Below are 22,390 nucleotides of genomic sequence, written 5' to 3'. Positions count from 1 at the left end.
AAGGAGCCACATAATTTAAGCTTCTCATGCAAAAATATGACTTATCGCCGATTTATCGCCTGTAGAACTCCAAAGTGTATTAACTCTTTGTATATCCTTTTTAATGCTATTTTTCGGCAATATGATCGGTCAGACTTTCGATCTCGCATATCCTGCATATACTTCCGCATGAACAAAGAAGCTCTCTAATCTCTTTTTTCAAAGTCTCTTCAAATTTACCGCCTGCCAAAATTGCAGTCTTAATAAAGCTTAAATCCTTACTGTCAAAACCGCTGCTCTCCGCCATAACCTTGTACATTCTGCTGTCGCCTGCAATTACATTCGGACAGTATCTTATGATAGCCTTGTCGATGTCATTATTATTGAAATTAGGCAGTATGACAGCTGTTCCGCCAACTGAAAAAACAGAATGGATACAGGTGCCTATGCCGAATCCCTGAGATATGGGCACAACTGCAAGAACTCTGTCCGCCTTATCTATATTGCCGCATTCCTCAAGGCAATACAATGCAAAATCATTGAAGTTCTTATTGCTTACTGAAATGCTCTGCGAATCATCTCTCTCACTTATAAAAGCTGCCGCCGTTTCACCTGAGCTGTGAACAACTATGTATCTGTCGGTAGGCGAAGCCTTGGAAATAAAACCGTTCCAGTCCAAAAAAGGACTTTTTCGCTTCTTTTTACCGAAATTCTTGATAATGTGACCTGTTTTCATCACAAGTGGCATTTCGTCGCTGACAGACGCAGTTACAACAAGCTTTATATCAAGGGCATCAACTATGTTTTCAAGCTTAGAGGAAATGCTTTCCAGTGCAAAGATATACCTGCTGCCGCTTTTCACGAGCCCGTCTTTTATATCCATTTCATCGCAGTATGGATCTATCATATCGGCAGCTGCGCCAAGCTTGTTTACCGCATACAAAAGATACACTGCCTGCGGCACATTAGGCAGACAGACTGATACTACGTCTCCCCTGTTTACACCTATAGCAACAAGTGCACAAGCGCACCTGTTTACCTCACGTACCAGTTCACGGTAAGATATCTCCCTGCCAAAATAATCAACAGCACAAAGACTGCCGTATTCTTTGGCGCTTCTTTTAAGATTATCATATACCGATCTCTCGGGAATGATAAGTTGTTTCTTCATTTATATTACTCCATTCCAAACTTTTAAATCAGCTATAATTATATCATCTTTATTATGCTGTTTCAAGCAAAAATAAGCATATCCATATTTTACCACATTTAAAATACTATTTCATAGTGACATTTGTCACTTTTTTAGTGACAAATGTCACTCAAGAAGTGACAGATGACACCTTACATTTCACTAAAAAACGTGTTATCATATAATCACAGCAAAACCAACACAGACATAAAGAAAGGATGATGATTATGTTAAATAATCCTATTATCACCATGCTTATACTGGTTACGCCGATCATTATTCCGCTTGTTATAATCGGAATAGTAAAAGCGTGCAGCAACAAAAAAACAGATCAGAACCCACCTTATATTTATACTATGCAGAACGGCTACTACAGCTGTCCTCAGCCACCATATCCGAACTGTCCTCCGCCTCCGCAGGCATATCAGAATCGACCGGCAGCTCAGCCTCCAAAGGCTGCAAAGAAGCACGACATGACTGTATCAAATATACTCTTCCTTATCGGAACAGCATTCGTAGTCCTTTCAGGTCTTGCATTCGGCGTTGCTAAGTGGGTACACACTTCTCACGAAGGCAGAGTTGCTATCATAATGGCAGCTTCAGCGGTATCATTCTTACTCAGCGCAGTTGTAGGCAAATTCCTCAAGCTCAACGGAACATCAACTTCATTTTACGTTCTCGGCTCAGGCTTTATAGCTACAGCATTCCTGACAGCAGGCTATTATAAACTCATGGGCGAATGGCTCTCATTCGGCGGCGGCGGAATGTATGCGCTTCTCGCTATAGCAACAGGAATATCAGCGGTAATGATGTTTATCGGCGACAAGATATTCAGTAAGCTTCCGCTTATTTACACAGCTCTTTCAGCAACAGCTCTTACAGCGCTTTTCGCAGTATTACAGATAAGCAGCGACCTTATGGTAACAGCTCCCGTGTTCCTTGCACTTCAGGTGCTTATCACAGCAGCTGTCTATGGTGCAGAAATATTCAAGGGTAAGAAAAACGAACTCGCTATAAAGATAATCGGCTCGTGCGCAGCATTTATCTATGGTTGTTTCCCTGTTATCTACGTTTTCCAGTCACTTCGCCGCTCGACTTTCATAAGCTACATCATTCTTGCAGCTATGATAGCTCAGCTTCTCTTCTATGCAAAGAAAACAAAGGAAGACGTTCTTACTTCCATAAGCACTATGGTAACTGTTCTTCTTGCATACATGACATCACTTAATATAGCTCAGGTATCAGAGGCAAGATACGGAATAATTTCATTCTGTGCATTCGCAATAGCTATTTACCTTGCACATTGCTTCGTTCCTTTCCTTAAGAACGCTTTTACAGAATCCATCAGCCTTTTAACAGCAGTTATAAGCGCATTTGTATGCATATACTCAGCAAAGCCGGAAGGTTTCATACCTGAAATGCTTTTCGCAGCAGCAGTTTCAGCTATAATTGCAGCATATATCTTCCATAAAAATGAAATTATCCAGTCTATCGCAGGCTTTACAGCTCCTGTGATACCTGCATTCATCACAGGAATGACTGCATATTACGTATCAAACGCATATGGATTTGATGAAAACACAGCATACTCAGCAGCATGGAGCATATTTGCAGCAGTTCTTATCGCAGCAGCTGTCTTTATAGCATATCTCCCCAAATTCGCATTCAACTTCCACGCAAAGCACCCACGCAGCAACGATGTAGTTCTCTACGTAAACATGGTCGTATCAGGACTTTTACTCATAGTTGTTCCGACAGCAAGAGAACTTATGTTACTTCCTGCGCTAATGTGCTTCATTCACTTCGCAGTATCAAACAAGCTCCGCTGCAACGTTACAGCCCTTCTTTCATCAGCAGCACTTCTCAGCTGTGTATATGCTATACTTGACGAAGGCACACAGGGCAAGCTCGCAACAACTATCGTATTTATGATAGTATTCTGTATCTACATGGCTATTTCCAAGCTCATTTACAACAACGGTATCATCGTAAAGTCAAATGACAGACTTATCTTTGATCCAATGCTTCTCTCAGGCTGGATAGCAATAATTATGATGTATCAGGATACTTCAAGGAACTCTGTATTCTTCTTCCTTATAGCAATAGCAGTCTACTGTGCTTCATTCATAAAGAAAAACACTGCAAAGGAAGCAGCTTCTATACTCCTTACAGTAACAGCTTCACTCACAGCTCTGGCACTTATGTTCAGACCGTTTCTCGTTCCAGAGTCAAAGGAGATCTCATGGAAGATATCCATAGGCATCGTTGCACTGGTAGGACTTGCCTGCCGCTTTATCTGGCGTCAGTTCCCAAGTGTATCAAAGTGCGCTTCAAACAGCATATACCTCACAGCATTCATTGCCCTCCTTGTTGACGCACTCTACTTTGATACAGCAGTAAATACTATCTTCGTAATGTCAGTAATGCTCTTCGTGCTCATAGTATCAATAATGGCAAGATCAAAGACATGGTTCATAGCTTCAGCAGCTTCGCTCTTCACTATCACAGTTTACGCAACAAGAGAGTATCTCATGGCACTTAACTGGTGGATATACCTCTTCTTAGCAGGTATCACACTTATAGCTCTTGCAGCAGGCAATGAATACTGCAAGAAGAATAATCAGACTATAAAGTCCTCAGTCGCTAAGAGATTCAGCGGCTGGACATGGTAAATCCAGCAATGCTCCGCTTAATTGCGGAGCATTTTTATATTTTTACAAAAAAAGGTTGCCGAAAAACTATTAATGTGTTATAATTATTATATATATTATCACTGTAAATGGAGGTGCATTACAACGCCAACCATAACTTCAGCCGTACTCCTTGCGATCGGTCTTTGCGGAATGCTGGGCTCGATAACATGGATACTAAGACGCGGCAATAAAAACAGACTGACTCATTTATTTCTTTTCTGTCAGTCATCTATCGTACTTTGGCTGATATCTGAGCTCCTGATACTTTTTTCGTATACGAAACAGCAGTACTGGATAAGCTACACTATCGGCAATATAGGTATCAGCTGCTTCGGACCTCTGTGGCTGTGGCTGTCGCAGGAATACACCTACAACGGTCAGAAGAAAATGAAGCTTCTCTGGATTCTGCCGCTGATAACCATATCATCTATATGCGTTGTGTGCACAAATCCCATACATCATCTGTACTACTCGGATTTTGTTGACCATAGATTTACATACGGACCGCTTTTCTACGTATATCAGATAATATACTACATCTGCATAATCGCAGGCATTACCATAATATGCCTTAAGCATACCCGAAATTCCGTTCAGATAACCAAGCAGTCGATACTGCTGATACTTTCTGCGGCGATACCGCTTGGAATCAATACCCTGTCGCTTACAGGCATATTCACCTCAAAGGCAACGCTTACTCCGCTGTTCTTCGGCTTATCGAGCCTGCTCATAATAATCGCCCTCGGACGATACGGGCTTCTTAATATCAACAACATCGCTATCCGCGATACTATCAATAACATTAACAGCGGCGTTATCATTTTCGATAACAGCGGCATCATAACCTACAAAAATAAATACGCTGATACTCTGCCGTTCCTCAAAGGCACAACAAGCATAGAAAGCTTTCTGAGTGCTGTTTCAGAGGTCAGCGGCAGTCCTGCGCCTGCAGATTTCACATCTCTGGAATTAAAATGTGACAAGGAATATTACAGTCTCAAACAGACATACTGCGATAACCAAAACGGCAATAAGGTCGCAAGCGTAGTTACCATAAGCAATGTTACGGAATACCATGAGCTTGCCGCGGCTGAAAAAAAGCTCAGTCTTGAACAGGAACGAACCCGAATCGCACAGGAAATGCATGATTCAGCAGGTCACACCTTTACTATGATAAGCTCTCTTGCAAGACTGCTTAAATTTGAAGCTGATAAGGAAACTCCCGATACATCGAAAATGGTGGAAAACATACAGGAGATCGACGGACTTTCAAGAAGCGGCGTAACTCAGCTTCGCTGTACTATCAATAACCTCCGTGACGACGAGTTCATGACCTCGGTCACAAAGGCTGTTCAGACAGTAATTACTGCTGTAAGAGGAGTTGAGATAGAGCTCTGTGTTCAGGGCGAGGAAGATGAACGCTACAGCTTCTGTATAAGAGATATGTACGACAACTGCCGTGAAACCGTCACTAACTCACTGCGCTATTCTGAAGCTTCTAAGATAGATATAATCCTGAAATTTCTCAATGAGCGTATTGAAATGTATATTTTTGACAACGGCAAAGGCTGTGAGACTATTTCCGAGCATAACGGACTCCGCGGTATCCGCGAAAGAACGGAAAAACTCGGTGGAACTGTTAAATTCAGCTCAATACCGGGCGAAGGCTTCAATACTGTTATAAAAATACCATTAGAAGAGGTGCAGATATGATAAACGTTATTTTAGCAGACGACGTTAAGATACTCCGAGCAGGATTAAAGGCAGTCCTCGTAAGCGACGAGGACATAAATGTTGTAGCCGAGGCTTCCGACGGCAAAGAGGCATATGAGATGTGCGTACGCTATAAGCCCGATGTAGTGCTTATGGACATGAGAATGCCTGATTATGACGGCGGATACGGTACAAGAAAGATAAAGGATACTCTCCCAGACATCAAAGTACTCGTACTCACGACCTTTGACGATAAGGAGACAGTGGAAAAAGCTATCTCCAGTGGAGCAGACGGCTATATCCTCAAGGAAATGGACAACGACAAGATAATAAATTCTATAAAAGCAGTTGCAGGCGGTATCAATGTATTCTGCAATAATATTTTCCGTTCTATCAAAAAAGACGTTCTTTTACAGCAGGACGGAAAGAATTTCGACCTCAGCGAGCGCGATGTTAACATTCTGAGACTCATCTGCGACGGACTCGACAACAAGGAAATCGCCTCACAGCTTTTCCTTGCTGAAGGTACTGTAAGAAACAGCGTATCCAAGCTCCTTGAAAAGCTTAATGTAAAGGACCGTACTCAGCTTGCGGTATTTGCAATAAAAAATAACCTTATATAATATTTAAAACGGAAGTTCATACTTCCGTTTTATTTTTTCTATTGCTTTATAGCCGCAAAAGTGGTATAATATAGCTTGATACACAGACTAAAGCATATAAAGGAGCGTTATATGAGTAAACTAAGAAAACAGCATATGGCGATCGAATGGCATGATATCGTAAATACCGAAAGCGATATACCTGCAAAAAATGCTTCATTGCAGGAAAAAGCTTCTCTTGTCGGAAGAGTTGGCTTGATGATGCTTTCTGTTGGTACAGCCGCATGGCGCGTAAGAGCTTCAATGAACAAGATATCACGCGCTCTTGGGATAACCTGCAACGCCGATATAGGTCTGCTGTCTATTGAATATACCTGTATAAGCGGCAGTGAGACCTATACAAACGCTATTTCCATAAATACAACGGGCGTAAACACTGATAAGCTCAATGAGCTGGAGCATTTTGCCGACGGCTTTGCAGATAGAGCCGAGAAATACTCCGTTCAGCAGTTCCACATGATACTTGATAAATTTCAGGATATGAAAGGCAACTATAAAGCCCTGTCTCTCGGACTTGCTTCGGCACTTGCCTGCTGCGCATTCACTTTTCTCCTCGGAGGCGGTATTATCGAGATGATATGCGCTTTTTTCGGTGCGGGAATCGGTAATTTCGTAAGAAAAAAGCTCCTCGAAAGGCATATCACTCTCTTTGCAAATGTTGCAGCAGGAGTTGCCTCGGCTTGCTGTACATACGTCATATTCATTAAGCTTGCTGAGCTTCTAATGGGAGTTTCGGCAATACATCAGGCAGGATACATCTGCTCAATGCTCTTTGTTATCCCGGGATTTCCACTGATAACAGGCGGTATGGACCTTGCCAAGCTCGACCTGCGGTCAGGTCTCGAACGTATCACCTACGCCCTGCTTATCATAATAGTTGCTACACTTACAGGCTGGCTATGTGCGACGCTGTTTCACTTCTATCCGCAGGACTTTGAGGCTTATGAGCTTGATCCCCTGCTCCGCACGGTATTTATTATGATAACAAGCTTCTGCGGAGTATACGGCTTCTCACTCATGTTCAACAGTACAAAAAAAATGGCTGCTACAGCAGGGCTGATCGGAATGTGTGCAAACACTCTCAGATTGGAACTGATAGATCTTGCAGGAGTCCACGTTGGACTTGCCGCATTTATCGGAGCATTATCAGCAGGACTCCTTGCTTCTGCTATACACCACTGGATAGGCTATCCGAGAATAACTCTCACCGTACCGTCTATAGTCATAATGGTTCCGGGAATGTTCATGTATAAGGGTGTTTATTATATCGTCATAAACGACATAACGACAGGCGAAATGTGGCTCACGAAGGCTGTACTGATAGTTACGGCACTTCCACTCGGTCTTATCTTCGCAAGGATACTTACTGACAAAAATTTCCGCAAAAGCAGCTAAACGAAAAGCTCTCCGAAAGGAGAGCTTTTTCTGTTACAGATTTTCGTTTTTCAGTGCGTCTATGGGATTATCTTTCTTTATCTTGCACATTGAATACATCATTGTTGCAAAAACTACAAGGAACACGCTGAGTACTGCAATACCTACAGCTCCCCACGGCATTGTAAAGTAAGTATCTATTCCCCTTCTTATGGAACAATAGATAAGATATGTAACTATTGCCGATACAGGAAGTCCGTAAAGAAGCGCCTTTGTGCCGTAAAGGATACACTCAAAATTGAGCATTTTCTTCATGCCTTTTGCTGTCATGCCTACAGATTTGAGCATTGCAAATTCTCTTCTCCTGAGATTGATGTTAGTGGTAATGGTGTTGAAAACATTTGCAGCTGCTATCAGTGAGATAAGTACGATAAATCCGTATGCAAATACCTTTACAATAACGATAATGCTTCTGCTTGTTTCAGCGAACTCTGCATAATTGTACAGGTCGCCAACGTATTTGTCATTTTCCTTAAACATTTTTTCGAGAGCCTTGTAGCCGCCGAAAACATCATCAGAATTAATGGAATAGTCAACTCCGTTTGCGCCCTCTTCGTCTTCACCGAGAATGCTGTTCATCGAGCTGTACGGATATATTACAGCAGAGCCGTAATAATTAGGGAAGAAAGGAGTATCGTCAATGACCTTTCCTACTTTAAGCGTAACATCTCTTGAACAATCCGCTGCATTCCACTCTTTTTTATCAAGTCCGTCCTGAGAGCTGTATACTACCTTGCCGTCAATATGAGTTTCCGTATAATAGTAGCCTTTGAAGCTCTTGTGTGCTGTGAACTCCATTTCAAAGCTGTCGGTATTGAACAGCTTTTTGCGTACCATTCTGCCTGTTTCTGTATCAAGGTCAAAGGAATCATCAAAAGCTATTCCAAGCGGTGCGTCCTTATCCATGAATTCACTTTCTGAAAGGCTGTATTTTTTCAGAACATCCCTGAAAGTCTCGTCATCAACAAAACAGGCGCTCACATTTATTATTTTGAAGCCGTCTTTTTTCTTCATGTCGTATGCTTCTTCCATAAGTGAGCTGTTTTCTGAAGAAAGCATTTCCTTATTCAGATAGTTTTCATTTATGTATGCAGTTTGAAAGCTGTTTGTATAATAGCTTGCACCTGTAATATGTTCGGTGTTTTTTATATCTCTCAGAAGCTCGTCAACATCTACATTGCTGTCTTTATCAGGTCTCTCGTAAAGAGTATACATATAATCCATGTTGAATGTATCGTATGCATCGCCTACCGATGACACAAGATAAGATGTGAATGCATAAGCCGAAATAAAGAGAACTATACTCATAAAAAGACTGATTATAGTTGCACGGTACTTCTTTTTGCTTCGCTTGAAGTATTTATGTGCAAGCATTCCCGAAAGTCCGAATACCTTGAAAATGATTTTCGGAGTTTTTATGTGCTTTGTCTGCTTTATGTCGGAATTCTGACGGATAGCTTCAACTGCGGTTATCCTTGTTGCTCTGACAGATGGTATCCAGGCAGATATCCTTATAGTCACAAAAGCGATAATACAAGCAGCAATCAGCGCTGTGGGAGATACGCATACACGCATAGGCTCGCTGAATTTTTCTCCAGAAAAAATAGCAAATTTACTGCCGATAGCAAGGAATGTTACCCACATACCAAGGATTCCCAAGCCAATACCCAAGGGAATACCAATGAAGCTGAGTGTCATTGCTTCAAAGCGCACCATTTTGCGGAGCTGCTTCTTTGTAGCACCGATCGATGAAAGAAGTCCGAACTGCTTTGTTCTCTCGGAAACGGATATAGAAAATGCGTTATATATAAGCATTATCGAGCCGAACATGATAAGTACGATAACTACTGCCATAAGACCGTATATCATGCCGTAAAAGCTGGCGTACTTTGAAACGCCTCTGAACATGAGAAGGTCACTGTGAGCTCCGCTGGTAATGCCGTTATCATCAAAGCCGCATTTCTTCATAAAGTCATAGATGTCATCCATATGCTTCATGCGATAGAAAACTGTATAATAAGTATCCTTGGTATATTTATCGGGAACAGTCAATGCTGTATATCCCGGAGCAAAAGTATCCTCAAAATCAGGTCGGGAATAAAATCCGACAACTGTATACTCCCGTGTCTCTCTTATATTGAGCTTTTCGGCATTGATAGTTTTTCCGTCATCACCGTCAACAGCGATATACGGTGTATCCTGTCTGAAAATCTGGCTGTTGATAAGATCAATATTATCATTGATAAGGCTCTGTATATCAATATTCTGTCTGAGAGAATAGTCCATTTTATCGGTATCCAATTTGAGAAGCTCGTCTGTATCTGCAACTCTGTCGCCAATCTCAAGCTTTAAAACATCGCCCTCGTTATAATGTACCTCGCCGTTGTCTGCAAGATGATCGGGGAGCATTATTTCACCGCTGTTCCGGGGCATACGTCCCGATATTACGTGGATAGGAGCTATTCCCTGCTCGTCCTCATGAAATCCTGATATATAGAGGTACGGCTTGTAGCTGTTTGTGCTTCCGATATCGGCATAGCCTATATAGCTGAGTACCGCCTTGTCCTTTACCTCGTCTGCCTCATCTATCTTCTTAAAGCTGTTATTGTCGATATTTTTCTCTATGCCGTGCCATTTGCCCTCGGTATACTCGAAATAACTGATAGCATACTGCCTTACAGACGCAAATGAAGTAGTGACTGCGCAGATAAGAGCGGTAGAGAGCACAATTCCGATTATGGTAACAAATGTCCTCGTGCGGTTCTTTTTCAGCGATTGAAGTGTTACTTTATTGAAGATATTCATTTGCGTATCACCTCGTCACGGGTTATAATTCCGTCCTCTATAGCAAGTATACGGTCTGCCTGCAATGCGATATTCTCATCATGGGTAATGATAATGAGAGTCTGATTGTATTTCTGATTCGATAGCTTTAACAGGTCGACTATCTCCTGACTGTTCTTGCTGTCGAGATTTCCTGTAGGCTCGTCTGCAAGTACTACCGCAGGAGCATTCATCAGTGCTCTGCCGATAGAAACTCTCTGCTGCTGACCTCCTGAAAGCTGATTCGGAAGATGATTCTCTCTGCCTTTGAGCTTAAGCGTTGCGATAAGCTCGTTAAGTCTGTCATCGTTTACCTGCTGACCGTCCATAAGTACGGGAAGCGTAATATTCTCTGTGACATTGAGAACAGGTATAAGATTGTAGAACTGATATATAAGTCCGACCTGTCTGCGGCGGAATACAGCAAGCTGTTCGTCATTCTGCGCATAGACGTCCTTGCCGTCCATGAACACCTTGCCAGATGTAGGCTTGTCAACTCCGCCGAGTATATGAAGCAGAGTGGACTTTCCCGAGCCCGAAGGACCGATTATTGCAATAAACTCGCCCTTTTCAACCGAAAAGCTCACATTGTCAAGTGCGTGAACTTCATTTTCGCCGCTGCCGTATACCTTGCATAAATTTTCAACTCTGAGTATCTCCATGGTAAGTGCTCCTTTTCTTGGTTTATGTACATATTCTATCATGTCAATATGACTGTATGGTGACTTTAAAATAACAAAAATGTCACATAAAACAAGGACGCACGTTGTGCGCCCTAACTACTTCATATTATACGGTAGATTCATAGAATCTCATGGTAAACATAGCTCCGCCGTCGGGAGCATTTTCAGCCTTCAAAGTTCCATTCTGCTCTGTGACTATCATTCTTGCAAGAGCAAGTCCGATACCGAAGCCGCCCTTGTCCTCGGAAGTCCTGCCCTTATAGAATCGCTCGAATATATGAGGCAGATCCTCAGCCGAAATGCCGCTGCCGCTGTCGGAAATGACTATCTCGGAGTAAAGAGGATTTCTCTTGCCGCAGACCTTGATAGTGCCGCTGTCAGGAGTATGCTCCATGCAGTTTTTTACGATGTTGCCGATAGCCTCACAGCTCCATGCCACATCACAGCTAAGCTCGCCCTCGGCTTCGATAACAAGCTCCTGACCGCGGAGCTCAATGGGCACGCGGACAGGCATACAGGCTTTGTCAAGAAGCTCCTGCATACTTATATCCTCGCTGTGAAACCTGATAGTTCCCGCGTCAAGCTTTGACATCTTCAGCAGCGCAGTAATAAGCCAGTCGATACGCGAAAGAAGTCCGTAGAGCTTATGTACGAGCTGCTCGCGCTTTTCGTATGTAAGGTCGGGCTCAGATAACATGGAGACAAGTATATTTATTGATGTGAGCGGAGTTCTTATCTGGTGCGATATATCCGCAAGAAGGTCGGCAAGGCTGACTTTTTCCTCCATAAGCCTGCTCTGCTGCTCACGCAGACGGACCGTCATCTTGTAGACCTCGCTTTGCAGAAGTCCTATATCTCCCTCGGAGTAATTCTCAAACTGTATATCCTCTTCTCCGTGAAGTATCCTGTCAATGTCAGCCGAAAGCTTTGAAATGCGCTTGTAGCGAATATAGATACAGTTCATGTGTATGACTGTGAATACTGTGCAAACGAAAAGAGCCGGCAAAGCAAGCTTTCTGTCGTAAAGATACGCTCCCACAATGGTTATCAATGACAAAACCGTATATATAGTGAAAGAAGACAGTATCTCTGAATTTCTAAGCAGATTTCTCATAAGTCCACCCTGTATCCAAGACCTCTTACAGTCTTTATTATTGTCGGATTTGCAGGATCGTCCTCTATTTTCTCACGGAGGCGCTTGATGTAAACTGTAAGTGTATTGTCGTTGACAAATTCACCTGCAATGTCCCATATGGACTCTAAAAGCTTAGTTCTTGTCATAACAGCTCCCCTGTTATTGATGAAAACCAGCAGAAGTCTGTATTCCAGAGCTGACAGGAACAGGTCCCTGCCGTTTTTGCTGGCTGTTCCCTTTACAGTGTCAACAAGCACATCTCCAAGCTGAGTTACAGAACCTGTACTGCCTGTAAGGCGCAGTACGTTCTTGATACGTGAAACAAGCTCACGGGGACGGAAAGGCTTTGCTATATAGTCATCAGCACCAAGGTCAAAGCCTGTTACCGTACTGAATTCGTCTCCCGAAGCAGTAAGGAAAATAACAGGGATACAGGTGTTAGCCTTTATAGCCGAACAGACTGCAAATCCGTTGCCTTCTGCAAGGGATACATCGAGCAGCACAAGGTCAAAGCTCTCATTCTCAACCATTTCCAGTGCTTTTGTCTGTCCGTTGGCATTTTTGACGCTGAATCCCTCTCCTGTGAGAAATTCGGTGAGATTAGCGATTATTTCTTTATCATCTTCTACAAGTAATATCCTATTCAAGGCGATACAGCTCCGTTCCGAATAATTGTCCATTATATAATAACATATCTGCACAAAAAAATCAACGAAAAAATAAAAGCAGCTATAAAAGCTGCTTTTATCTGAATTATTATTTGTGTTCATGCCTCAGCTGAATTCATTACAGGTGAAACATTTGCCTGCGTCGTACCATCAGCAGGAGATACATAGATTACCGAACCGTTTACTGCTTCGTCCTCATTATCAATTACAGGCTCTGTGCCGCAGCCGCTCATTGAGACAAGGATCCCGCATAATGTAAGAATAAGAAATAGCTTTTTCATTACCGATTCCCCCTCTCCTTGTTGCTTTTATTGTAAAATAGAAACCTTAAATGAATCTTAAATTCAAGTTGATTTTTTGTGAACAGAAATATTAACGATAACGATCCCCAAGGCTACAAGCATCAGTGACGCACACACAATGAGAGGTCCTGCGGCGCTTCTCTCCGAAAGAAGCAGGAAAGAAAGAATAACTCCGAATACAGGGTTCATGAAGCCGAAAACCGATATTGTTGAGACAGGGTTATGCTTCAGAAGCGTTCCCCATATGGAAAAGGCAGCTGCCGACACAAATGCAAGATAGAGCAGCATAAGTACTCCCTCTTTATTTATGACTGTTATCCTGCCGCCGCATATCAAGCCGACAGCTGTCATTACAATACCGCCGAATATGAACTGCCAGCCGCTGAGCATTACAGGATCATGCTTTGATGAGTAACGCTTTATCAGAGCTGCCGAAAAAGCATAGGAAAGTGCCGACAAAAACACAAAGCCCTCGCCTGTAAGCCGAAATCCGCCGCTCATACCGCTGAGATTTATGAGAACAACTCCCGAAAAGCCGACGATACAGCCAAAGATCTTACGGAATGTGAGCTTTTCCGTTCTGAATATAAGTGCCGCCACAAGTATGGACAGGAACACGTTCGACGCTGTTATTACCGAGCTCTTCATGCCTGTGCTTCGGGCAAGTCCGATATAAAAGAATGTATATTGCAGTATGGTCTGAAACAGGGAAAGCTTCATGACCTTCGGTACTTCATCGGCATGAGGGATAAGTAGCTTCCGAGCTATAATACTGCCTATCAGAAGTGCCAGAATACCGGCACCCGTAAATCTCAGCCCTGCATAAAGCATCTGGGAGTATGTATCCTCAGCACCGATACCTGAAAATCCGTAGCCTAACTTTATGCACGGGAAAGCACTGCCCCACAGCAGACAGCACAGCAAGGTCAGCGGCAAAACCACTGTTTTCTTTGTCAATACAGAACCGTCTTTCATAAAAAGCTCCTTAAAACATAATACGTGAATTATTATAGCACAGTTTAGTGCTCTTTCCAATAGTAATATCAAAAATCAGAGCTTTTTACAAAGCAGCTAAGTCTCATGATAATAAATATGTAAAACAGGCTTCTCCGCCTTATTTCAGCATTATTTTTGATATTGAGAACACTTTTGTACACCGCAGATTTATTGACAAATCTGCCAAAAAAGTCTATAATATTATCAACAAATTTCTATCGGAGGATATTAAAATGAAAATCAAAAAGTTTATGGCGGCAGCCCTCTCTGCCTGCCTTATGCTCCCTGCCATGACAGGTCTCTCAACTGCTGCAGGCGGCACTCGTGTCTCTGTCCACGATCCATCTATCGTCAAGGACAAAAGCACTTACTATGTTTTCGGTTCTCATATCGAAGCTGCCAAATCCAACGACCTCCAGAACTGGAAACGCTTCTCAAATGGCTATGCCACTACAAATAATGTGGAGTTCGGCAATCTCTCACAGAATCTGAAAAAAGCCTTTGACTGGGCAGGTGAAAACCTTGAGGACTGCGTCGGCGGCTTTGCAGTATGGGCTCCCGATGTTGTTTGGGACGCCGATTATATAAACAAAGACGGCAGCAAGGGCGCCTACCTCATGTACTTCTGTACATCGTCTACATATATACGCTCGGTAATTGCTTATGCTGCTTCAAAGAATATCGAAGGCCCCTACACTTTTGTAGATACCCTCATCTACTCAGGCTTCACCAACAACGACAGCTATGCTACAAGCAATACAAAGAACGTCAACCGCAAATACACTTCTACAAATGTTGACGAGCTTATTGCTCAGGGACAGGTCACATTCAATAACAACTGGTTCAATAAGAATAACTTCAATAACCAGCTCTTCCCTAATGCAATTGATCCGACTATATATTACGATACCAACGGCAAGATGTATATGTGCTACGGTTCGTGGTCGGGCGGTATCTTTACTCTGGAAATTGATCCTAAGACAGGTCAGTGTATCCACCCGAAAACAGGTCAGACCGCTGACGGAAGAATGGTGGACAGCTATTTTGGTACAAAGATATCAGGCGGTTACGGCAAATCAGGTGAAGGTCCGTTCATTGAGTACAATGCAGAAACAGGCTACTATTATCTGTGGGTGACATTCGGCGGACTTACCTCCACAGGCGGCTATAATATGCGCGTTTTCCGTTCCACATCACCTTTGGGACCGTTCACGGATCCAGCAGGCAGACAGGCTGTACTTCCCACTAATCCCAATCTTGACTCAACAGGTCTGAAAGTCATGGGCAATTACAAATTCAGCTCACTTAGCAAGGCTTATATGGCTTGCGGACACAACTCCGTGCTGAAAGATGATGACGGAAAGTGGTATCTGGTTTATCATACGCGATTTGATGACGGAGCTGAATTCCATGAGGTTCGTGTTCATTCAATGTACTTCAACGAGCAGGGCTGGCCTGTTGTTGCGCCATACGAATACGCAGGAGATGTTATCTCCGAAACAGGCTACAATGATGAGGATATCGTCGGTGATTATGAGTTCATCAATCACGGCAGCTCAACTGACGGAAAAATAATCAATTACAGCAGTATAAAGCTCAACGCTGACGGAACTATCAGCGGCTCTGTTACCGGTAAATGGTCTCAGGCGCAGGATAACTCCGCAGCTGTGATAACTATCGGAAATCAGAGCTACTCAGGTTATTTCCTTGCTGCCAAAGACGAAAACGGCAAAAAGGTAATGTCATTTACAGCTGTTGGCAGCAACAACCAGACAATATGGGGCGTTCAGACCAAGCAGTTCAGCGGCACAGAGCGCTCGGAACTTGTTGATTTTACCGACAAAAACTCACAGCTCATAAATAAGGCTGATACAGTAAGCGGCAGCGGCGCTGCGGTAAAGCTCAGCGGTACAGAGCTTCTCAGTGGTGTTCCCTACTATATCATAAACCAGAACAGCGGCATGGCGATAGACCTGCCCAACGGAAAGCTTGATGAGGGCACTAATATACAGCAGTGGGAGCGCAATGGCAGCTGGGCACAACAATGGCGTATCATAGCTGTTGACAAGGACTACTGCAAGATAGTTTCTGTGGGTGACGAATCCATGTGTATTGCAGTGGCTCAGAGCTCCGCAGACGACGGCGTAAATATAGAGCTCCAGAATTACACAGGCAAGGACAATCAGCTATTCAAAATAAAGAAATGCGGCTCTGATTACGGAATCGTGTCGAAATGCTCCAACGATACAGGCGGACTTGACGTTTATGAATGGTCAAAGGAAAACGGCGGCAATGTAAATCAGTGGAATTACTGGGAGGGAGGCTGCCAGCTGTGGAGCCTTTCCCCTGTTCACCCTCAGGTCACTGACGGTAATTACATGATACGCAGCATTGACAGCGGACAGTTCGTATTCGATATGAAGGGTAATGTTGTGCAGTTCGACGCAAACGGAAAATCCGTTCAGCCTGACAGTACAGGAAAAATGCCGTTTACCCTAAACGATCAGATATGGAGCTTCACAAAGCTCAGCGACGGCAGCTATACTATCAAGAATCAAAAGGGACAGGCACTTGCCGTAAACAGCTCAAACAAACTCGTCGTTGAAGCAGCTTCGGAAACTGATAATCAGAAGTTCAAAGTCATCTGCAATAAGGACGGCAGCTACTCACTGCTTCAAAACGATGTCTGCATTGAGATAGACAAGAACAGCTCAACGGAAGATGCAGGCTTTAATATAAACAGCTTCACAGGAGCAAATACTCAGAAATTCGTTCTTGAGCCTGCTATTCCCGAAGAAATTGTTCTCCCCGTAAAGGGCGATGTGAATGACGACGGTGTTATGAATACCGCAGATCTGGTAATGCTCCAGAAGTATATAATTGGAGCAGGCAAGCTGACAAACAGCTCCAATGCCGACATTAATGAGGACGGCAATATTGATGTATTCGATGTTGTGGGACTCAGAAAACTTCTTATAAAACAATAATATGCAAAAAGAGCAGTCCATCCGGACTGCTCTTGATTTTTAGTCTATAACTATAGGTTCTGACCAGTAGTTCTGATTGTAGATATCAGAGAAACGATAGAGAATATGGCATGAGCCTTTTCCTACGCTTGTGTTGCTTATGGTCAGATTATCGGTAACAGTTACCTGATCTCCGATCATGTAGCTGTCCTGATAATTCATATCATAGTCGTAGTAGTCGCAGATAAAGTCAAGCTTGTCTCCTGCCTTTATCTCGGTGAGATTCTTGGCAACCGCCTCTGTCTCTCCGCCGACATAGTCAGTTGAAGCACCAACGACAGTTCCGTTATCATCATTTACAAACTGAATGATAAGGTTTACTCTTTCACCGTTGAGAAGTGCAGGAACATAGCCTGTTATTATAAGGTCATTTCCGCTCTGCACTGTATCTGTGTGGTAGTAAGCAACTACATTGCCATTGATAGAAAGCCAGTTCTTTTCTGTATCAGCAACAAGCTTTCCGTCGTCATCAAAAGTGAAGATATTGTCAAGTCCAAGGTCTATGTAGCCTGTTCCGTCATCATAGAACATATTAAGGTCAAGACCGTGTACCAGCTCCCACTGAGAATCAGAAAGCGACATAGTATACTTGCCGTTCTTTTCTTCCCATGTAAGCTTTGTTGCGTCGAAATAGTTGTTAGCAAGATACTCGGCTGTATCATTTACATCGGTATCCTTCATGAACTCTGTATTGCTGTCGTCAAGACCTGCAATACTTCTTCCGCCGCCGCCAAGGAAGCTTGAAAGAAGTGAACCTATCATATCTGAGCTGCCTGATGAGCCTGAAGAACCGCCCATACCAAAGAGTGCATCAAGTGGTGAACCTGTGCCGCCTGCTGCTATCTGTCCACCTGTCTCTACCTTAGCAAACTGTCTTATGCAGCGAGCGTACTCGGAATCCATGCCTATCTTGTCGTATGTCTTGCAAGCCTTGTCAACATATGATGAACGCTGATACGGGAAATAAATCGATACACCGAATGCATTTGTCATATTTGAAGAGGTCTTGTTGTACTTTACAGCATTCTTAAGTGAAGAAGCAAGTGCCTTACCCTCGGCAGTTCCTACGTTCTCTGCAAGATTAACAAGGTCTACCTGATCTATACGTGTACCCTGAGCAAACTCGCGTGTGGAGTATCTTGCATTGGAGATCTCCTTATACTCATTCTTTTCGATCTTGCTGCTTATGGACTTGGCAAAGGCAGAAAGATCCTTAGGTACTGTATTTGAGAACTCTGCAAGGTCAATAACAGAAAGTGTAGTCTTCTGTCCTCTGCACTTCTTGCCGCACTCGGATACGAAATCGTCAACGATGTTCTTGCCGATGTCAAGTGTGGGCATTGAAGTATTGCTGCCAAGCTTTGTGAGCCAGTTTGTATAATACCAGCCGATACCGGGCTCTGTTTCCTCAGAAGCTATAAGGTAGTCTGCGTGGTCGTTGAGCATAAGTGCTGTCTCGGCTGTAGCCATGAGGCAAGCGTCAAAGCCTACGAAATCAAACTGAACGCCGCCGCTCTTAAGTGCCTGAGCTACTCCTTCAAGCGTCATAGAGCCGCTGTTCTTGTTCTTTTCGTCATAGCCGTAGCCTGTAACTGATCCGCCGCCGTGATCCCAGAGGATAAGCTCGTTTCTGTTAGCGGGGAAATTCTTTGCACAAAACTGAATGAATGAAGCAAGATTGTTAGGATCGGTCATAGCCTTGCTGCCTGCGTCCTCAACTATCCTGCCGATCTGACCGTTCTTTATCTGGTATATCTGGTTTACCTTATTGCTGATACCGTTTATCTTCCAGCTTGAGCAGCCGCCTGTAAATACGATAACATTTACATTATCACCGTATGAAGCAGCTCTCATCTCCTCCATATCGGAAGAAGCCATGCCGTGCTTTGATTCGAGGTCAGTACCGCACATATAGACCATTATGGTCACAACGTCCTGATTGTTGCCCTTTATAACGGTTCTCTTCTCACGGGAGCCTGCTGCAACTGATGTATCAACGCTGCTGTCGCTTGTAGCGCTGCCTGTCGCGGTATCTTCAGTGCTGAAGCCAAAGCCTGACGGTACTGAACCGATGTCAAGTCCACCGCCTCCGTTTCCGCCGCCTGTAAGTGAACCGAGAAGATCGCCTGCACCGCCGCTGCCGCTCATAAGCTTGAATATAATAAAACCGATTATAATAAGTGTAATGAGACCGCCGCCGCCAGCCGCAGCTCTTTTGGCTCCGCCGCCACCGCCTGTACTGCCGCCTGAATAGCTGCCCGAACCGACAGGACCTGTGCCGAGACCATCGCCTCGTCTATGTGCTCCATTGCCGCCAGAGGTAACGTTCTTACGTCTGCCCTGCGGTCTGTTCTGATTAGGATCCATAATAACCTCCGTAAAAACTCATTATGTGGCTAAATATGCCTACATTAGTATATTTTACACTCTTTCACATAGATTGTCAAGTTAAAAACGGTTACAAATCAATTTTCTCTTAAAAATATCTGTATATCAAGCCGTGCAATTGTAAAAAGATAAAAATAATTATGCTGTTTTTATTTTTACTTGACATTACTCCCCATTTGTAGTATAATATTTATGCTGTCGAGGTGTGGCTCAGTTTGGTAGAGTACTACGTTCGGGACGTAGGGGCCGCAGGTTCAAATCCTGTCACCTCGACCATTAAGCGCGGTATATCACATTATGTGATATACCGTTTATATGCCGCTGTGGTGGAATTGGCAGACACAAGGGACTTAAAATCCCTCGGTAGCAATATCGTACCGGTTCAAGTCCGGTCAGCGGCACTTGCGCCTCGCTTTTCAGCGAGGCGTTATTTTTTACTCCTTTTAAGGACGGTGATACTGTGATAAAGGTTTACAAAATGCAGCTTGACGGCAATATTGATATTACTTGCAATATCTCATGCATTCCTTTCGATATGATGTACTATAAAGAATATCAGAGGATATACAACGATTGTTTCCGCAAAATGAGAACTGCACTTGATATAAAGCCGTACGACTTCCTGAGCGATATATCTCAGATAGCTGATAAGTGCAGCGATATCAGTCTGCTTATAAAAGACGGCAAGCTCATAGGTTCTGTCGCCTGTTACGGAAATGAGATCGACGATCTGATCGTTGCTCCCGAGTATCAGCACAAAGGCTTCGGCAGACAACTGCTGCTTTGGGCGATACATTCGATAAGAAATAAAAATAGCAAGCCTATAACTCTTCACGTAGCCGAGTATAATCACAACGCTGCCAAATTGTATAAAAGCGTTGGTTTTTCTGTCATTGAAACGGAAATTATCAGTTAATCCTAATATGTTAGCAAATCAAAACATTATTTATTCATTTTTTATTAAAAATTTGGAGATTGCCTATTGACAATGTTATTATAATATAGTATAATAAAACTCGGTTATTCACTTTATTCATTTAAAGCTTTACAAGGTTATGACGTAAAATCTTTAAAGCGTAAGAAAGGTCGCGATATCAATGGGCTCACAAGCCGCAACATTCGTCATACTCGCTATCTATGTAGCGATAATGGTAAGTATCGGAATCTATATGTCAAGACGTACCAAGTCCTCTGAGGACTTCATGCTTGGCGGAAGAAGCGTCGGTTCATGGCTGACTGCTTTCTCATATGGTACTACATATTTCTCAGCAGTTGTATTCATCGGATATGCAGGTCAGTTTGGCTGGCTGTACGGTGCTTCAGCAACATGGGTAGGTATAGGAAACGCTATTATCGGAAGCCTTATCCCATTCTTCCTCATAGGCAAGAGAACACGTCTTATGACAAATCATCTTGGCGCTAAGACAATGCCTGAGTACTTCGAGCACAGATTTGACTCAAAGGGACTCAAGACAGCTTCTGCTCTTATCGTATTTATTTTCCTTATACCATATACAGCTTCTGTATACAACGGACTTTCCCGTCTTTTCGGCATGGTATTTGACCTCGGAGAAAACGGCGGTACTATCATAATCATCGCAATGGCTGTTCTTTCAGCTATCTACGTTACACTCGGCGGCTACAAGGCTACAGCTCTCAACGACTTCTTCCAGGGAATCATCATGCTCATCGGTATCGGTACAGTTGTTGCTCTTACCGTTCAGAAGAAGGACGGTCTCTCAGCAGCACTTGACGCTCTCAATACTATTTCCGACAGCAAGACCGAGACAGGAACACTGGGCTCGCTCTTCGGACCTGATCCTATAAACCTCCTCGGAGTTGTTATCCTTACATCACTTGGTACATGGGGACTTCCTCAGATGGTACAGAAATTCTACGCTATCAAGGACGAACAGGCTATCAAGAAGGGTGCGATCATTTCCACATTCTTCGCTATCGTAGTTGCAGGCGGCTCATACTTCATGGGCGGATTCGTAAGACTCTACTGCACACTTGACAGTGCAGACGGCTCAGGCAGAGCATTCATCGAAACTGTTAACGGCAAGCCTGTTTACGATACAATGGTTCCTGCTCTTATTCATCAGGCACTTCCTAATCTCCTTATCGGTCTGGTAGTTGTTCTGGTTCTTTCAGCTTCGCTGTCAACTCTCTCATCACTTGTTCTCACATCGAGCTCAACTCTTACAAACGACCTCATCAAGCCACGTATCAAGAACTTTGATGACAAGCATCAGGTAATGTTCATGAGAATATTCATCGCAGTATTCCTCGTAGTTTCAGTATTCATCGCCTGCCATAAGAACGCTTCTATCTCAACTCTCATGTCTTACTCATGGGGAGCACTTTCAGGCGCGTTCCTCGGACCATTCCTCTATGGTCTGTTCATGAAGAAGGCTTCAAAGGCTGCTGTTGCAGCAAGCCTGATAACAGGTGTAGGTATCAGCGTAACGCATATGCTTTTATTCAGCTTTAACATTGAAGCTTTCAGCGGTATCAAGCAGGCTGTTATCGACCTCAACTGCCCGCTTCAGCTTCTCTCACCTATCAACGCAGGTGCATTTGCAATGATAATCTCGCTTATTATCGTTCCGATAGTAAGTTCATTCACAAAGGCTCCCGACAAGAAGGTAGTAGACAACGCATTCAGCAGTTTATCTGCAAAGTAAAAACTAAGG

The 22,390-nt window shown here is 43.5% G+C and carries 15 protein-coding genes and 2 tRNA genes; 9 read left to right on the top strand and 8 right to left on the bottom strand.

The window, feature by feature from the left end; genetic code table 11:
* Positions 1–106: 106 nt before the first annotated feature.
* On the bottom strand, positions 107–1,150 hold the full coding sequence (locus BT105_RS01625) for an AMP-binding protein (RefSeq protein WP_072299093.1): 1,044 nt from the start codon (positions 1,148–1,150) through the stop codon (positions 107–109).
* A 248-nt stretch (positions 1,151–1,398) separates the two neighbouring features.
* Between BT105_RS01625 and BT105_RS01620 the strand changes: the two genes are divergently transcribed.
* From BT105_RS01620 to BT105_RS01605, 4 genes are all read left to right on the top strand, one after another.
* Positions 1,399–3,843: a hypothetical protein gene (locus tag BT105_RS01620; protein WP_072299092.1), complete on the top strand. Its 2,445-nt coding sequence runs from the start codon at positions 1,399–1,401 to the stop codon at positions 3,841–3,843.
* 171 nt (positions 3,844–4,014) lie between these two features.
* Positions 4,015–5,577 carry a sensor histidine kinase gene (locus BT105_RS01615; protein ID WP_242940064.1) on the top strand — a complete coding sequence of 521 codons (1,563 nt, stop codon included), beginning with the start codon at positions 4,015–4,017 and terminating at the stop codon, positions 5,575–5,577.
* A complete protein-coding gene (locus BT105_RS01610) occupies positions 5,574–6,200 on the top strand; it encodes a response regulator transcription factor (protein WP_072299090.1) in 627 nt (208 codons plus the stop codon). Before BT105_RS01615 ends, BT105_RS01610 begins: the two co-directional genes overlap by 4 nt.
* A 111-nt stretch (positions 6,201–6,311) precedes the next feature.
* Complete coding sequence (locus tag BT105_RS01605; RefSeq protein WP_072299089.1) at positions 6,312–7,634, top strand: threonine/serine exporter family protein; 1,323 nt, start codon at positions 6,312–6,314, stop codon at positions 7,632–7,634.
* A 33-nt stretch (positions 7,635–7,667) separates the two neighbouring features.
* On the opposite strand, the gene BT105_RS01600 is transcribed toward BT105_RS01605, so the two are convergent.
* From BT105_RS01600 to BT105_RS01575, 6 genes are all read right to left on the bottom strand, one after another.
* Entirely contained in the window at positions 7,668–10,478 is a 2,811-nt protein-coding gene (locus BT105_RS01600; protein ID WP_072299088.1) for an ABC transporter permease, read from the bottom strand.
* Complete coding sequence (locus tag BT105_RS01595) at positions 10,475–11,158, bottom strand: ABC transporter ATP-binding protein (RefSeq protein WP_072299087.1); 684 nt, start codon at positions 11,156–11,158, stop codon at positions 10,475–10,477. Before BT105_RS01595 ends, BT105_RS01600 begins: the two co-directional genes overlap by 4 nt.
* A gap of 127 nt (positions 11,159–11,285) precedes the next feature.
* Positions 11,286–12,293 carry a sensor histidine kinase gene (locus BT105_RS01590; RefSeq protein WP_072299086.1) on the bottom strand — a complete coding sequence of 336 codons (1,008 nt, stop codon included), beginning with the start codon at positions 12,291–12,293 and terminating at the stop codon, positions 11,286–11,288.
* Positions 12,290–12,961: a response regulator transcription factor gene (locus BT105_RS01585; RefSeq protein ID WP_072299324.1), complete on the bottom strand. Its 672-nt coding sequence runs from the start codon at positions 12,959–12,961 to the stop codon at positions 12,290–12,292. The genes BT105_RS01590 and BT105_RS01585 overlap by 4 nt, the downstream gene beginning before the upstream one ends.
* Positions 12,962–13,080: 119 nt before the next feature.
* Positions 13,081–13,263, bottom strand: a complete 183-nt coding sequence (locus tag BT105_RS01580; RefSeq protein ID WP_072299085.1) for a hypothetical protein — start codon at positions 13,261–13,263, stop codon at positions 13,081–13,083.
* A gap of 63 nt (positions 13,264–13,326) precedes the next feature.
* A complete protein-coding gene (locus BT105_RS01575; protein ID WP_072299084.1) occupies positions 13,327–14,259 on the bottom strand; it encodes a DMT family transporter in 933 nt (310 codons plus the stop codon).
* A gap of 254 nt (positions 14,260–14,513) precedes the next feature.
* Here BT105_RS01575 and BT105_RS01570 point away from each other — a divergent pair, with 254 nt between their 5' ends.
* Positions 14,514–17,267, top strand: coding sequence for an RICIN domain-containing protein (locus tag BT105_RS01570; protein WP_072299083.1), 2,754 nt, complete (start codon positions 14,514–14,516; stop codon positions 17,265–17,267).
* Positions 17,268–17,306: 39 nt separating this feature from the next.
* Here BT105_RS01570 and BT105_RS01565 read toward each other — a convergent pair whose 3' ends face one another.
* On the bottom strand, positions 17,307–19,673 hold the full coding sequence (locus BT105_RS01565; protein ID WP_072299082.1) for a clostripain-related cysteine peptidase: 2,367 nt from the start codon (positions 19,671–19,673) through the stop codon (positions 17,307–17,309).
* Between the two features lie 220 nt (positions 19,674–19,893).
* Here BT105_RS01565 and BT105_RS01560 point away from each other — a divergent pair.
* From BT105_RS01560 to BT105_RS01545, 4 genes are all read left to right on the top strand, one after another.
* A tRNA-Pro gene (locus tag BT105_RS01560) sits at positions 19,894–19,970 on the top strand.
* A 41-nt stretch (positions 19,971–20,011) separates the two neighbouring features.
* Positions 20,012–20,095 (top strand) — tRNA-Leu (locus BT105_RS01555).
* A 59-nt stretch (positions 20,096–20,154) separates the two neighbouring features.
* Positions 20,155–20,610, top strand: a complete 456-nt coding sequence (locus tag BT105_RS01550) for a GNAT family N-acetyltransferase (protein ID WP_081367758.1) — start codon at positions 20,155–20,157, stop codon at positions 20,608–20,610.
* A 181-nt stretch (positions 20,611–20,791) separates the two neighbouring features.
* The gene (locus BT105_RS01545) at positions 20,792–22,381 is read left to right on the top strand and encodes a sodium:solute symporter family protein (protein ID WP_072299081.1); all 1,590 of its coding nucleotides are present in this window, start codon (positions 20,792–20,794) and stop codon (positions 22,379–22,381) included.
* Positions 22,382–22,390: the final 9 nt, after the last annotated feature.

The sequence above is a fragment of the Ruminococcus flavefaciens genome, assembly GCF_900119075.1.
GTDB lineage: Bacteria > Bacillota > Clostridia > Oscillospirales > Ruminococcaceae > Ruminococcus > Ruminococcus flavefaciens_Q.
The sequence above is the reverse complement of the archived record's forward strand: the minus strand, read 5'-3'. Positions and strand labels throughout refer to the sequence as shown.